The 12,630-nt window shown below is 68.6% G+C and carries 12 protein-coding genes and 1 riboswitch; of the genes, 3 read left to right on the forward strand and 9 right to left on the reverse strand.

Going from position 1 to position 12,630, the window contains the following annotated elements:
- Window positions 1–19: 19 nt before the first annotated feature.
- Window positions 20–1,528 carry a DUF4038 domain-containing protein gene (locus ABN611_RS10380; protein WP_350279602.1) on the reverse strand — a complete coding sequence of 503 codons (1,509 nt, stop codon included), beginning with the start codon at window positions 1,526–1,528 and terminating at the stop codon, window positions 20–22.
- A gap of 47 nt (window positions 1,529–1,575) precedes the next feature.
- A riboswitch (FMN riboswitch) is annotated at window positions 1,576–1,709 on the forward strand.
- Between the two features lie 87 nt (window positions 1,710–1,796).
- On the opposite strand from ABN611_RS10380, the gene ribB reads away from it, so the two are divergent.
- Window positions 1,797–2,411, forward strand: coding sequence for a 3,4-dihydroxy-2-butanone-4-phosphate synthase (gene ribB, locus ABN611_RS10385; RefSeq protein WP_350279603.1), 615 nt, complete (start codon window positions 1,797–1,799; stop codon window positions 2,409–2,411).
- Here the strand turns inward: ribB and ABN611_RS10390 are convergent.
- Genes ABN611_RS10390 through ABN611_RS10420 form a run of 7 tightly spaced genes read right to left on the reverse strand, consistent with a single transcriptional unit; the run spans window position 2,395 to window position 9,286 of the window.
- The gene (locus ABN611_RS10390) at window positions 2,395–3,360 is read right to left on the reverse strand and encodes a transketolase C-terminal domain-containing protein (protein ID WP_350279604.1); all 966 of its coding nucleotides are present in this window, start codon (window positions 3,358–3,360) and stop codon (window positions 2,395–2,397) included. The two genes, ribB and ABN611_RS10390, sit on opposite strands and share 17 nt — an antisense overlap.
- Window positions 3,357–4,262, reverse strand: coding sequence for a transketolase (locus ABN611_RS10395; RefSeq protein WP_350279605.1), 906 nt, complete (start codon window positions 4,260–4,262; stop codon window positions 3,357–3,359). The genes ABN611_RS10390 and ABN611_RS10395 overlap by 4 nt, the downstream gene beginning before the upstream one ends.
- Window positions 4,259–5,254: a TIM barrel protein gene (locus tag ABN611_RS10400; RefSeq protein ID WP_350279606.1), complete on the reverse strand. Its 996-nt coding sequence runs from the start codon at window positions 5,252–5,254 to the stop codon at window positions 4,259–4,261. Before ABN611_RS10400 ends, ABN611_RS10395 begins: the two co-directional genes overlap by 4 nt.
- A gap of 40 nt (window positions 5,255–5,294) precedes the next feature.
- Window positions 5,295–6,188 (reverse strand): carbohydrate ABC transporter permease, encoded by an 894-nt coding sequence (locus ABN611_RS10405; RefSeq protein ID WP_350279607.1) that lies wholly within the window; start codon window positions 6,186–6,188, stop codon window positions 5,295–5,297.
- Window positions 6,185–7,084 carry a sugar ABC transporter permease gene (locus ABN611_RS10410; RefSeq protein WP_350279608.1) on the reverse strand — a complete coding sequence of 300 codons (900 nt, stop codon included), beginning with the start codon at window positions 7,082–7,084 and terminating at the stop codon, window positions 6,185–6,187. Before ABN611_RS10410 ends, ABN611_RS10405 begins: the two co-directional genes overlap by 4 nt.
- Window positions 7,085–7,088: 4 nt before the next feature.
- Window positions 7,089–8,393, reverse strand: a complete 1,305-nt coding sequence (locus ABN611_RS10415; RefSeq protein ID WP_350279609.1) for an extracellular solute-binding protein — start codon at window positions 8,391–8,393, stop codon at window positions 7,089–7,091.
- Window positions 8,390–9,286 (reverse strand): nucleoside hydrolase, encoded by an 897-nt coding sequence (locus tag ABN611_RS10420; protein WP_350279610.1) that lies wholly within the window; start codon window positions 9,284–9,286, stop codon window positions 8,390–8,392. Before ABN611_RS10420 ends, ABN611_RS10415 begins: the two co-directional genes overlap by 4 nt.
- 111 nt (window positions 9,287–9,397) lie before the next feature.
- Between ABN611_RS10420 and ABN611_RS10425 the strand changes: the two genes are divergently transcribed.
- Window positions 9,398–10,798: an FGGY family carbohydrate kinase gene (locus ABN611_RS10425; RefSeq protein WP_350279611.1), complete on the forward strand. Its 1,401-nt coding sequence runs from the start codon at window positions 9,398–9,400 to the stop codon at window positions 10,796–10,798.
- Window positions 10,799–10,825: 27 nt separating this feature from the next.
- Here ABN611_RS10425 and ABN611_RS10430 read toward each other — a convergent pair whose 3' ends face one another.
- A complete protein-coding gene (locus tag ABN611_RS10430; RefSeq protein WP_350279612.1) occupies window positions 10,826–11,677 on the reverse strand; it encodes a hypothetical protein in 852 nt (283 codons plus the stop codon).
- Between the two features lie 212 nt (window positions 11,678–11,889).
- Here ABN611_RS10430 and ABN611_RS10435 point away from each other — a divergent pair, with 212 nt between their 5' ends.
- The gene (locus ABN611_RS10435) at window positions 11,890–12,624 is read left to right on the forward strand and encodes a cupin domain-containing protein (protein ID WP_350279613.1); all 735 of its coding nucleotides are present in this window, start codon (window positions 11,890–11,892) and stop codon (window positions 12,622–12,624) included.
- Window positions 12,625–12,630 lie beyond the last annotated feature (6 nt).

Genomic DNA, 12,630 nt, shown 5'->3' on the forward strand with positions numbered 1-12,630 from the left:
ACGTTTCAGGTCTACCGGACTATAGGTCAGGGACGCAGAGGTAGACCCGCGGCGCTCCACCCGCGTCCGGGATCGGCTCGTTCCAGGTGGCCCGTTTCCCGGTGGCGACGACGGCGCCGTCGCGGGGGTCGACGATCGTGTAGGCGAGCGGCACGGTCTCGTCGAAGACCATCACCGGCCCGCCGTTCTCGCGGTACACGATCAGCATCCCGTCCGCACCGGTCAGCGCCCGCCCGGAGATCACCCGGGTCCAGTCCGGAACCATGTCGGTCGTCGGCAGCCCGTCGAGGATCTTCCCGAGCATCCCGACGTACGTCGATCCTTCGAAGCCGACCGCCTCGCGCCAGCCCGCGCCGGGCGCCAGGAAGAACTCGGAGTGCCCCGGCTCCTCGGGATGCAGCCGCCACTGCCAGAGGCTGCCGGCGCCGTACACGACACCCATCGTGCCGCCCGCGCACAGGTTGCTCCACGCCTCGTGGCCCTGCCACCAGCCCTCGGCGACGCCCGTGCGGCCGGTGTGCTCGTACGTCGGTTCGCCGTTCGCGACGGCCTTCACCGGGTGGTTCCGCCACATGTCCGCGACCCGCTCCGGTACGTGCTCGCCGGTGTGGCCGGTCTGGCACCACTGGAAGTCCAGCCAGTCGGCGTCCTGGTGGGCGTGCGCGCGGATGTGTGGTCGGTAGTGGATGCCGGTCGGCTGGCCGTAGCAGTCCGCCGCGTGCACCTCCGCGCCGCCGGCGGCCGTCTGCGGTTCTTCGCCGGAGCCGTCACCGCCGACGAGGTAGATCGCGGGGCGGGCGCCATAGCGGGCTACCAGGTAGCGGCAGTACGCGGCGTACTCGTCCGGCGGTACGACGCTGCCGGCGACGTCGAGGCCCTTCCAGCCGAAACCTTGGAACACGGGCTGGAGGACCGGGACGAGGCCGTGCTCGACCAGGATCCGCAGCAGTTCGTCGAGGTATTGGAAGTATTCGACGTTCAACTGGTTCAGGTGGCCGTCGGGCAGGTCTTCGAAGGCTACGTCGAAGCCTTCGTCCTGGGTCCGGTCGCGTGGGCCGACCGCGCGCATGTCCGGTTGCACCGTCATCAGCAGTACTGCGTTGAATCCCTTGGACTGCCGGTCGGCGGCGTACTCCCGCACCTGGTCGGGGGTGGCGCGCCACGGCAGCGCCCACGCGGTGTCGGCGACCAAGATCGCCGGCGTCCCGTCGGCATGCACCAAGCTTCGTCCGCCAGGCGACATCCGCCAGAACCCGTGCGCGTAGAACGGATTGACCTCGTCCGCAGGCGCGGGGGCCACCTCGAACTCACCCGACTCGGCGTGCACTGCCTGCCCGCCCGCCGCGGCGCCACTGGTCCACCGCCAGCGACCAGCCACAGGCGCCGCAAAGCGAACCTTCCGCACCCCGCCCCCCGCACCGTCGGCGAAGGTGGGCCGCCTCAGCAGGAGGCCGGTCTCGTGTTCGAAATCGATCCAGTCGGCGGTGGCGGGCAGCTCTGTCTCGCGCCAGACGGATGAGATGGACATGACACTCCCGAGGGGCTGGTAGCGGTTAAGCTGAGGCTGGAAGAACTACACGTGCTCTGGGGTCGGTGAAATTCCGAGCCGGCGGTGACAGTCCGCGACCCGTGACTTCGTGAGAAGGAGCGGTTGACCCGGTGGAACTCCGGGACCGACGGTGAAAGTCCGGATGGGAAGACGCACGTGGCAGTTCCGCGTCCCCGCATCCGTGGGGTCGTGGAGCTTGTCGTTGCCCCGGAGTGCTCATGAGTGCGCTGCCGAGAGGACAACGATCATGAACACAGCAACCAGCCTGGACACCATCGCGCACGCCGTCGCCGAGCTCGCCGCCGGTCGGCCGGTCGTGGTCGTCGACGACGAGGACCGCGAGAACGAGGGCGACCTGACGTTCGCCGCCAGTCTCGCCACCCCCGAGCTGATGGCCCTGCTCGTCCGCCACACCAGCGGGTACGTCTGCGCGCCCGCCGCGGCGGAGATCCTGGACCGGCTCGAACTGCCGCTGATGGTGCCCGACAACCAGGACAACCTCCGCACGGCGTACACGGTCTCCGTGGACGCCGCGGCCGGCGTCGGGACCGGCATCTCCGCGGCGGACCGGGCGCGGACCGTCCGCGTGCTGGCCGATCCCTCGGCACAGCCCGCGGACCTGATCCGGCCCGGCCACATCCTGCCGCTGCGCGCCGTCGACGGCGGAGTCCGGCAGCGGCCCGGTCACACCGAGGCCACTGTCGAACTCGTCCGGCTGGCCGGCCTGCCGCCGGTCGGCGTGATCGGCGAGCTGATGAACGACGACGGCACGCTGATGACCGGCGCCGACCTGCGTACGTTCGCCGACGTCCACGGCTTCGCGATGATCTCGATCGCCGACCTGGTCAGCTACCTGTCGTGACCAGCTTGCGGGCCGCGTCCGCGATCCCCTCGGGGGACAGGCCGTACCGGTCCAGCAGGTAGCCGGCCGACCCCGTGGGCGCGAACTCGGGGAACCCGAGGATCGACACCCGGGCCGGATGCTGCTGTACGACGGTCTCGGCGACCGCACCGCCGAGACCGCCACCGGCTACCGCTTCCTCGGCGGTGACGATGCCGGCGGTCTCCCGCGCGGCCGCGACCACGGCGTCGGTGTCCAGCGGCTTCACCGTGGGCATCGACAGCACCCGCGCCGAGATCCCGTCCTCGGCGAGCCGTTCGGCGGCGGCGAGTGCCCGCCACAGCACGGTGCCGTTGCTGATCAGGGTCACGTCGTCGCCTTCGCGGACCGTGATCGCCTTGCCCAGCTGGAACTCGTAGTCGTCGGAGTACACCTTCGGCACGCTCATCCGGCTGACCCGGATGAACACCGGTCCCTCCGAGGCGGCCGCCCAGCGCAGCGCCGCCGCGGTCTCGACCGGGTCCGCGGGCACGATCACGGTCATGTTCGCGATCGCACGCAGCCACGCGATGTCCTCGATCGAGTGGTGCGTCGGCCCGAGTTCGCCGTACGCGACGCCCGGGCTCATCCCGCAGAGCTTCACGTTGGTGTTCGAGTACGCGACGTCTGCCTTGATCTGCTCCAGCGCCCGGCCGGTCAGAAAGCAGGACGCCGCCGACACGAACGGGATCCGGCCGCCGTTGGCCAGCCCGGACGCGACGCCGACCATGTCCTGCTCGGCGATCCCGACGTTGATCAGCCGGTCCGGGAACGCCTTGCGGAAGCTGTTCAGCTTGCTCGAGCCGACCGAGTCGTTGACAACGCCAACGATCCGGTGGTCCGCGTGCGCGAGCTCGGCGAGCGTCTCGACGTACGCGTCCCGGCAGTCGTACCGCGGCTGCTCGGCGATGGAGGTGTGCACAAGCGTCATACCAGCTCCCCTGTGAAACGCGGTCTCTCCAGTTCGGTCAGCGCCTGCTGGAACTCCGCGGCGTCCGGCACCCGGTGGTGCCAGGCGACGTTGTTGCTCATGAACGAGATCGGGTGCCCCTTGTGCGTGTGCGCGATCACGAACGTCGGCTTGCCCGGCCGGAACGGTACGGCGGACAGCACGTCGAGCAGCTCGCCGTGGTCGTGACCGTTCACCTCGACGACCGCGAACCCGAACGCGGCCGCCTTCTCCGGCAGCGGGTCGAGGTCGTTGGTCTCCTTGGTGGTCGCGCCCTGCTGCAGCCGGTTCCGGTCGACGATCACGGTCAGCCGGTCGAGCTGGTACTGCGAGGCGGCCATCATCGCCTCCCAGTTCGACCCCTCCTGCAGCTCCCCGTCGCCGACGAGCACATACGTACGACGCAACGAGACGTCCAGCTTGGCCGACAGCGCGTGCCCGACCGCGACCGGCAGCCCGTGCCCGAGCGGACCGGTGTTCGCCTCGACGCCGGCCACCTTGTTCCGGTTCGGGTGCCCGTTCAGCGCGGACAGCGGCTTGAGGAACGTCGCGAGCTCCGCGACCGGCAGGAACCCGAACGCCGCCAGCGTGGTGTAGAGCGCGCCCGCGACGTGGCCCTTGCTGAGGATGAACCGGTCCCGCTCGGGGTCGTTCACCGTCTCCGGGGTGATGTGCAGTACCGCGCCGTACAGCGTGGCGAGGATGTCGATCGCGGAGAAGTCGCCGCCGATGTGCCCGGCGCCGGCGTGGTGGACCAGCTTCAGGTCCTGGATCCGGATCTGCTTGGCGGCCTCGGCGATGTGCGCGATCTGCTCGGCGCGGCTGCTGTGGATCGGCAGCCGGCCGAGCACGGGAAGAGTCGCGTGCTCGACAGTCAGCGTCATGCGAGTTCCGCCATCGAACTCAGCAGCACCTTCTGGACCAGCTTCTGCGCGGCCAACGCGTCGTGCGACGCCTGCGCGGCGGCCAGCGCCTCCTCGTCGAGGACGTCGAGCGCGTGGTGCACGGCCTTCAGGAAGCGGATCGCTTGCTTAGCCGCCTCGACGCTGTCCTCGCGGAACGGGAACTGGTCGAGCTGCCAGACGCCGTCCCAGTTGTTCTTCCGCAGCGTGTGGAAGAACTCGAATGTCTCCACGAGGTGCACCGAGCCGACGACCATGTCGTCGTCCCAGCCGCGCAGGTTGTCGTTCACGTCGATCGCGAACAGCCGGCCGTAGCCGATCGCCAGCTGCGCCGCGTCGGCCGGCGTCTCCTGGCCGTACAGCGAGTGCCCGAAGTCGAGCAGGATGCCGAGGTTCGGCAGGCCGATCTTCTCGATGCCGAGCAGCGTGCGGGCGACGTTCGGGAAGATGATCTTCACCCGGGGCTCGCGCGGCTTGTACTCGATCACGAAGTTGATGTCCGGGTGCGCGGACACCAGCTCCTTCAGGCCGTCGAGCGCCAGGTTCCAGATGTCGTGGTAGTTGACCTGGAACGGGTAGTCCCAGCCGTCCTGCCCGGGCCACAGCTTCACGTACGAACAGCCCAGGTCCTTCGCCAGTTCGGTTGCTTGGTTCAGCAGTTCGAGCGCCTGCTGCCGGACCTTCGGGTCGGGGTTCGTGAGCGACCCCTTGACGAAGTCCCGGGTGTAGATCTCCGGCGTGATCGCGATCGCCTTCAGGTTGTTCCGCTGCAGCGCGGCCTTCACCTCGTCGAGCGTCCCGTCGTACCCGGCGAACGGCCAGTTCAGGTCGACGACGGACAGGTCGCCGACGGCGCCGGCCCGGTCGATCTGCTCGAGCAGCCCGACCGGCTCGCCGTACCCGTCGGTGGCGTAGCGGTCCTTGTAGGTGGCGAAGTGCCAGATACCCGCGCCGAAGACCGGCATCTCAGTCATGGTTTCGATTCTCCTTGGTGTGGGGCGGTGTGGAGCTGTGTCAGCCCTTCAGCGAGCCGGCGGTGAGCCCGCCGACGATCCAGCGCTGAAGGAGGGTGTAGGCGATGAGGATCGGCACGACGGCGATCAGGATGCCCGCCGCGAGACCGGTGTTGTTGTTGGCGAACTGGCCCTGGAAGTTCAGCAGCCCGACCGGGATGGTCTTGTGCGCGTCCGAGCTCAGCAGGATCAGCGCGAACAGGAACTCGTTCCAGGTCGCGACCGCGTCCAGGATCGCCACCGTGACCAGGGCCGGCACCGACAGCGGCAGGATCATCGTGAAGAACACCCGCCAGTCGCCGGCGCCGTCGACCTTCGCGGCCTCGATGATCTCGTCCGGGATCTGCCGGAAGAACGACTGCAGCACCAGCACCTCGAACGGGATGCCGAACGCCAGGTACGGCCCGATCAGCCCGAAGATGCTGTCGGTCGCGCCGGCCGAGCGCATCATGATGAAGACCGGCACGATCGTGATGTAGATCGGGATCGTCAGCCCGAGGAACACCGAGAACATCACCGTCCGGCGGAACTTCATCCGCAGCTTGGCCAGCGCGAACCCGAGCATCGCCGAGATCAGCACGCCGAGCGGCACCTTGATCGCGGCCAGGATCGCGCTGTTCTTGTACGTCGTGGCGAAGTTGCCGATGCCCCACGCGTCCTTGAAGTTCGACCAGGTGAGCTGGTCGGGCCAGGACAGCGGGCCGTTGCCGATGAAGTCCGAGAGCGGGCGTACGGCGGTGATCACCAGCAGCGCCAGTGGTGAGATCCAGAAGAGGGCTATCACTGCCAGGGTGAAGGTCATCACCAGACCGCGGCGCCCCTTGGGCCCAGGACTGACGGGTTCGGCGGCGGTCTGTGCGGGGGTGGTCACCTGCGCGGGGGCGATGGTGGTCATGAGGCCTCCCGGGTCTGGGAGCGGACGTAGGGGATGCCCACGGCGATCGCGACGAGCGTGATCACGACGGCGATCGCGGTGCCGTAGCCGGCCTGGTAGTACTGGAAGACGTTGAAGTACATCCAGGTTCCCATCACCTGCGTCGACGTCCCGGGGCCGCCGTACGTCATCGCGTAGATCATGTCGAAGACCTTGAACGAGTCGATCAGCGACAGCGCCAGCACGATGTAGTGCGCGGGCCGCAGGCTCGGCATCGTCACGTGCCAGAACTGCTGCCACCTCGTCGCGCCGTCGACGGTCGCGGCCTCGTACAGCTCGTTCGGGATGCCCTGCAGCGCGGCCAGGTAGAGCAGCATCGGGAACCCGGTGCGCAACCAGATCGCCGGCACCATCACGGCCCACAGCGCGGTCGAGTCCTGCCCGAGCCACGCCTGCGCCAGCCCGTCCAGCCCGAGCAGCCGCAGGAACGAGTTGATCGCGCCGTACTGCGGGTTGTACAGCCAGCCCCAGATGCTCGCGATCGACACCAGCGGCAGCACCGCGGGCGTGTAGAAGATCAGCCGCAGGATCGGCTTGCCGTGCACCTTGCCGTTCAGCGCGATCGCCAGCAGCAGGCCGACGACGGTCGGCACGGCGATCGTCACGACGGTCCAGATCAGGTTGTTCTTGACCGCGGTCACCACGACCGGATCGCTGGGCAGCTTGAAGTAGTTCTCCAGCCCGACGAAGTCGTACGTCGCGCTGAGGCCGTCCCAGTTCGTCAGGCTGAAGAACAGCGACGACACCGCCGGGTACACCAGGAACCCGACGTACACCAGGAGCGCGGGCAGCGCGAACAACCACGGGGACCAGCGGCCGCCGCGTTTCAGCTTGGGCACTGCGGCTGTCGATGCCATCCGATCAGCTCTTCGCCCAGGCCGAGATGACCTCTTGCATCTTCTTCGCCGCGGCGTCCGGCGCCAGCTTGCCCTGCAGCAGATCGCTCTGCACGCTGAAGTACTGGTCGGCTTCCTTCTTCGGGAACGCCTGGTCCTGGATCGTGTAGAAGGGGTGCGATCCGTACTTCTGCGCCCACTCGGCCGACAGTGGGAGGGCCTTCGGGTCGGGCTCGGCGCCCTTGACGCTCGACGCGGTGTTCTGGAGTGCCTTCTGCGTCTCCGGTTTCGACAGGAAGTCCAGCAGCTCGGCAGCCTTGTCCGGGTTGCCCGACTTCGCGTTGATCATGTACCCCTCGACGAAACCCGAGTGCCTGGCCGGTTGCTGGTCGGTGGGCAGCTCGAAGTTGCCGAAGCCGGCCGGGTTCTTCTTGGCCGACAGGATCGCGACCGACTCCGTCCAGGGGCCGATGATCGTGTAGCCGTAGTTGCCCTGCACGTACCCGGGCTCGACGTCGGCCGGGTCCATACCGAGGGCGCCGTTGGCGATCCACTTCTTGTCCTGCCACTTCTTGAACAGCGTGAACGCCTCGACGACCTCCGGCCGGTCCCAGCTCTCGTCCCCCGCCAGCAGCTTGTCGTGCAGCTCCGGTCCGGCGGTGTGCTCGAGCAGGTACTCGAACAGGCGCATGATGTTCCAGCCGTACTTTCCGGCCAGGCCGACCGGTGTGACACCCACCGCCAGGAGCTTGTCGTTCGCCGCCTCGAGCTCGGCGTACGTCGTCGGGGTCGCAGTGATCCCGGCCTTGGCGAACAGCGACTTGTTGTACCAGGCACCCAGTCCGAGCAGCATCATCGGGATGCCGGCCTTGGTTCCCTCGAACGTCATCCCGTCGATCGCCTGCTGATTGATCCGGTCGGCCCACCCGTACTTGTCGTAGTACGGCGACAAGTCGAGCGCCTGCTTGGCCTTGACGAAGGGTGCGCCGATCTGGCCGCCCCAGATCCGCCAGACATCCGGGCCTTTGCCGCCGAGCAACTGGGTCCGCAGCTTGTCCGGGTACACAGCAGCACCTGATCCGGGGAGGCTCTCGACCGTTGTCGTCGTACCGGCCTGCTGGTCGAACTTCTTCAGTTGCGCCTTGAACAGACCGATCGTCTCGTCACCCTCGTAGGTGAAGACGCGAAGGTTGTTCGACGCTGCGCCGGTGTTGCCACCACTACCCGCCGGGGCGGTACCACCGCCGGTGCACGCGCTGAGACCGACACCGACCGCGGCGGCGGACGTCAGGCCGAGAAATCCTCGACGGGTGAACGAACTTCCTGTCATGACTGACTCCTTTGCCGGGCGAAACGGCGGATCTTGGCGAACATGTCCTCGAGCAGGAACCGGACGTCGATCTGTTCGCAGACACTGATCGGGTTGTTGGTACCGGGTAGGTACCAGCCGTCGGACCCGAAGCGCGGCGCCGGACGGACCCGCATCGCGCCACTGGTCGGATAGAGCATCAAGGCGATCGCCGGTGAGTCACCGAGGGAACGGGACTCGATCGGCTCCGGGTGGTACTTCGCGTTCCACGCATGCAGCTGATCGATCAGGTATTTGCCGAGCGGCCCCGCGTCCCCGATCTTCTCGTCGAGCTCGGCGTAGCTGACCGACACCTTGCTGTACACGTCGCTCGGCACCTGCCAGACGGTGATCCCGGAACCGAACACCACGTTGGCCGCGTGGATGTCGTTCGACAGGTTGAACTCGATCCCGGGCCAGCCCGGCGCGAGACCGCCGTACCCACGACCGCCGATCCAGATCACGATCACGTCCCGGTGCACGAGCTCCGGGTCGAGCAGGATCGCCGACGCCATGTCGGTGAGCGGGCCGAGGAACGCGACGAACAGCGGGTCGTCCTTCGACGCGAGCTTCGACTCCTCGATGATCAGCCGCGCACCGGGCGAGTCGACCGGGGTCTGCTCGTCCGGGATGCCGGTCGGCGCGCCGTTCGCGACGGTCACCTGGCCGGTCAGGTCCATCAGGTCCAGCAGCAGGTCGATCTCCGCGCGGGAGTCCTCCATGCTCCGGTCCGACCGGCGGGTGCCGAAGTGCGCGGGGATCAGGCCGCGGACGTCGAACGTCGGCGACAGCAGTCCGTGCACGATCGCGAACTGGTCGTCCGCCTCGTTCTTGGCATCGGTGTTGATGATCACCCGGCGTCTGCTCGGCCTCACGCGCTTCCTTCTCCCTTTGAATAGATATTCAGTGCTGCATAAGCTGTCGCCTTGAGTGTCACCACGGCGCTAGAGTCCCGTCAAGGGCTCAGTTGAAAGTTGGAGGTCGTGATGGTCCAGGCGGTACTCGCGGTCGACCAGGGCACAAGCAACTCCAAGGCCGTGCTGGTCGCCGCTGACGGCAGCGTGCTCGGCACCGGCTCCGCGCCGGTCGGCCTGTCCACGCCGCGACCGGGCTGGGTCGAGCAGGACGCCGAGGACCTGTGGCAGAGCGTCCTGCGCGCGATCTCCGCCTGCCTGACTCCCGACGTCGACGTGGTCGGGATCGCGCTCTCCACCCAGCGCGAGTCAGTTGTCGGTTGGGATGCATCGGGCGAGCCCGTCGGTCCGGTGCTGGGCTGGCAGGACGTTCGCACCAATGATTGGTGCACCCAACTTCCTCAGGCCGTCGACGAGCTGGTACGCCGACGGACCGGGTTGCAGGTCGACGCGATGTTCTCGGCGCCGAAGATGCGCTGGCTGCGCGACCGCACCGATTGCCTGGTCGGCACCGTCGACGCCTGGCTGATTCACCGGCTGACCGGCGGGCAGGAGCACCTGACCGAGGCCGGCAACGCGTCACGGACGTTGCTGTACGACGTGACGGCCCTGGACTGGTCGGGCGAGTTGCTGGACGCGTTCGGCGTACCGCGGTCGGCCCTGCCCGCTGTGCGGCCGTCGGACGCGGGCTTCGGGTTCACGAAGGGCGTGCCGGGGTTGCGGGACGGGATCCCGATCGTCGCCGTACTCGCCGACTCGCATGCCGCGATGTACGGCCAGGGCTGTACCGAGGCCGGACTGGTGAAGGCGACGTACGGGACCGGGTCGTCGGTGATGACACCGGTGGACGGGTTCGTCGCGAGCGGGTGCACGCTGGCGTGGCTGACCGATCGGCCGGTGTACGCGCTCGAGGGCAACATCGTGTCGTCCGGGGCCGCGCTTGCCTGGACCGCCGACCTGCTCGGCCTGCCGGACGTCGGGGCGTTGATGGCGCTGGCGGCGACGGTGCCGTCGGCGGAGGGCGTCCTACTGGTGCCGGCGTTCGCGGGGCTCGGGGCGCCGCACTGGGACCGGGAGGCGCGGGCGGCGGTGAGCGGGATGAGCAGCTCGACGACGCGTGCGCACGTCGCGCGGGCGGCCGTCGAGGCGGTGGCGCATCAGATCTGCGACATCACGGACACGATCCCGGGGGTCGTGAACAGCCTGCGGGCGGACGGGGGCGCGACGGTGTCGGAGCTGTTGATGCAGACCCAGGCCGATCTGCTCGGGCGGCGCGTCGAGGCGGCCGACGTACCCGAGATCTCGGCGCTGGGCGTGGCCGAGCTGGCCTGGTCCACCCTCGGCGAACCGACCGGCTGGGCCGCGAAACGGACCTACCGGACCTTCGAGCCCGGTCCCGGCGCCGGGGATCGCGACCGGCGCCGGTCCGCCTGGGCCGAGGCGGTCGCCTCGGTCCGGGTCAAACCGGCCTGATCCCAGGTCGGGCCGGCTTGATCACCGTCAGACCAGTTTGATGCGGAAGACGGCGAGGCGGGCGTCGTGGCCGTCGACGTGCAGCGGGATGTCCTTCTTGCCGAGCAGGTCCAGCCGGACCTTGCCGTTGCCGGGCAGCCAGTTGATCCGGTCGACCCCGTTGGTGAACACCTTGCGCTCGGCGTCCCGCCCGGTCGCGCGGTCGTAGGCGCGATTGTTGGTGTCCGCGGTCCAGATCACCAGATGCCCCTTGGCGTGGTGCGCCAGCACGCGCTCGCGGTGCAGTTTCTTGTGCCGGTCCCACTCGTCGCGCAGCTTCGGGTTCTGGTTGCCGTTGTAGGCGTTCGCGATGTAGTGCGAGTTGATCAGCGCGAACTTCAGCCCCGGGTGGTTGACGTGTTCCAGGACGACCTCGTTGATCCAGCGCGGCGGGGTCGCGTGCTCGATGCCGTGGTGCACGAAGGTCCGCTTCGAGTTCACGATCTTCCAGTGCCGCGGCACCGAGATCGGCACCCGGTACGAGCCCGGGTCGCGCAGGAACGCGTTGCGGTAGTACGGCCCGAAGTGCCGCGCGATCATCGCCGGCTCACCGGTGTCGCCCTCGTTGATCTCCTGCCAGCCGACGAGCGGCCGGTGTCCCGGGTGGCTGTTGCGGACCGCGCGGATCGCGGCCTCGCGGGCGCCGAGACGCTTGCGGCCGATGTTGGCGGTGACGATCGGTAGCCGGATCCAGTCGGATCCCGCCGTACCCGCTCGCGATCCCGCCTCGGCCAACTCCACCGCGGACGCGGAACCGGCCGCCGTCACGGCGCCGAGCGCGCCCGCGAGCGCCCCGCCTCCGAGCATCAGGGCCTGTCGTCTGCTGAACCTGCTGGTCATGACCACCTCCACAAGAGTCCGGCCGGGCGGCCGGAGGGCGACTGTCGTGTCGACGGGGTACGACGTCCCCGTCCGGTTCGCCGTTCCACCGTCTCGGCGGCGGGGGTCGGGAGATCGCTTTCCGTTACAGGTTGACTGGACCTTTACGCGCACCTAAGGTTGCGGTCACAGGCCATGGAAAGCCCTTTCCAAGGCTCGGGAGGGAGGTGCGCATGTGTGAGTTCGACCCTGCGCCGGCGGCCGTGCTGCCGGGCGGCATCGGGATCTCGAAACTGACCGTGTACGACGTCGAGGCCCCCGACGGCTTGGTCGGCGGGACGCCGCACGTGCACCTCGCCTGCTCCGAGGGGTACTACGTGATCGCCGGCGCCGGCGCCGTACAGACCCTGAACGCGAAGGGCTACACCGAGACCCCGCTGCGGGCCGGCACCGTCGTATGGTTCGACCCCGGGACGATCCACCGGCTGGTCAACGACGGCGGGCTGCAGATCCTCACCCTGATGTCCAACTCCGGTCTGCCCGAAGCGGGCGACGCCGTCCTGACGTTGCCGCCGGAACACCTCACGGACCGTGAGACCTACCTGCGCGCCACGGCCCTGACCGGCGAGGGCGAGGCCCGGACGCCGTCCGCGATGGCCCGGCGCGACCTCGCGCTCGAGGGTTACGCCGTACTGCGGGAACGGTACGAGGCGGAAGGCCCCGTGGCCCTGGACGAGTTCTACGCGGCCGCGATCCGCATCGTCCGGCCGCAACTCGCGGACTGGCGGAAGCGCTGGGAGCAGGGCGCCCGCCGGCTCGCGGACGAGACCGGTGCCGCGCTGGACGCGCTGGAGGCCGGTACGGCGCCGCACCTGCAGTCCGCCGTACTGCACGAACTTCCGACCCCCACCGAGTACGGCCGGCACGGGATGTGCGGCCGGCTCGACATCTACGACACCCAAGCGTGATCCTGA

This window comes from Kribbella sp. HUAS MG21 (assembly GCF_040254265.1).
Lineage (GTDB): Bacteria > Actinomycetota > Actinomycetes > Propionibacteriales > Kribbellaceae > Kribbella.

What these genes read in the sequence shown, in the direction of transcription:
- ribB (WP_350279603.1), top strand. Translation starts at nt 1,797, where the DNA reads ATGAACACAGCAACCAGCCTGGACACCATCGCGCACGCCGTCGCCGAG.
- ABN611_RS10430 (WP_350279612.1), bottom strand. Translation starts at nt 11,677, where the DNA reads ATGACCAGCAGGTTCAGCAGACGACAGGCCCTGATGCTCGGAGGCGGG.
- ABN611_RS10425 (WP_350279611.1), top strand. Translation starts at nt 9,398, where the DNA reads ATGGTCCAGGCGGTACTCGCGGTCGACCAGGGCACAAGCAACTCCAAG.
- ABN611_RS10410 (WP_350279608.1), bottom strand. Translation starts at nt 7,084, where the DNA reads ATGGCATCGACAGCCGCAGTGCCCAAGCTGAAACGCGGCGGCCGCTGG.
- ABN611_RS10435 (WP_350279613.1), top strand. Translation starts at nt 11,890, where the DNA reads ATGTGTGAGTTCGACCCTGCGCCGGCGGCCGTGCTGCCGGGCGGCATC.
- ABN611_RS10380 (WP_350279602.1), bottom strand. Translation starts at nt 1,528, where the DNA reads ATGTCCATCTCATCCGTCTGGCGCGAGACAGAGCTGCCCGCCACCGCC.
- ABN611_RS10415 (WP_350279609.1), bottom strand. Translation starts at nt 8,393, where the DNA reads ATGACAGGAAGTTCGTTCACCCGTCGAGGATTTCTCGGCCTGACGTCC.
- ABN611_RS10400 (WP_350279606.1), bottom strand. Translation starts at nt 5,254, where the DNA reads ATGACTGAGATGCCGGTCTTCGGCGCGGGTATCTGGCACTTCGCCACC.
- ABN611_RS10405 (WP_350279607.1), bottom strand. Translation starts at nt 6,188, where the DNA reads ATGACCACCATCGCCCCCGCGCAGGTGACCACCCCCGCACAGACCGCC.
- ABN611_RS10395 (WP_350279605.1), bottom strand. Translation starts at nt 4,262, where the DNA reads ATGACGCTGACTGTCGAGCACGCGACTCTTCCCGTGCTCGGCCGGCTG.
- ABN611_RS10390 (WP_350279604.1), bottom strand. Translation starts at nt 3,360, where the DNA reads ATGACGCTTGTGCACACCTCCATCGCCGAGCAGCCGCGGTACGACTGC.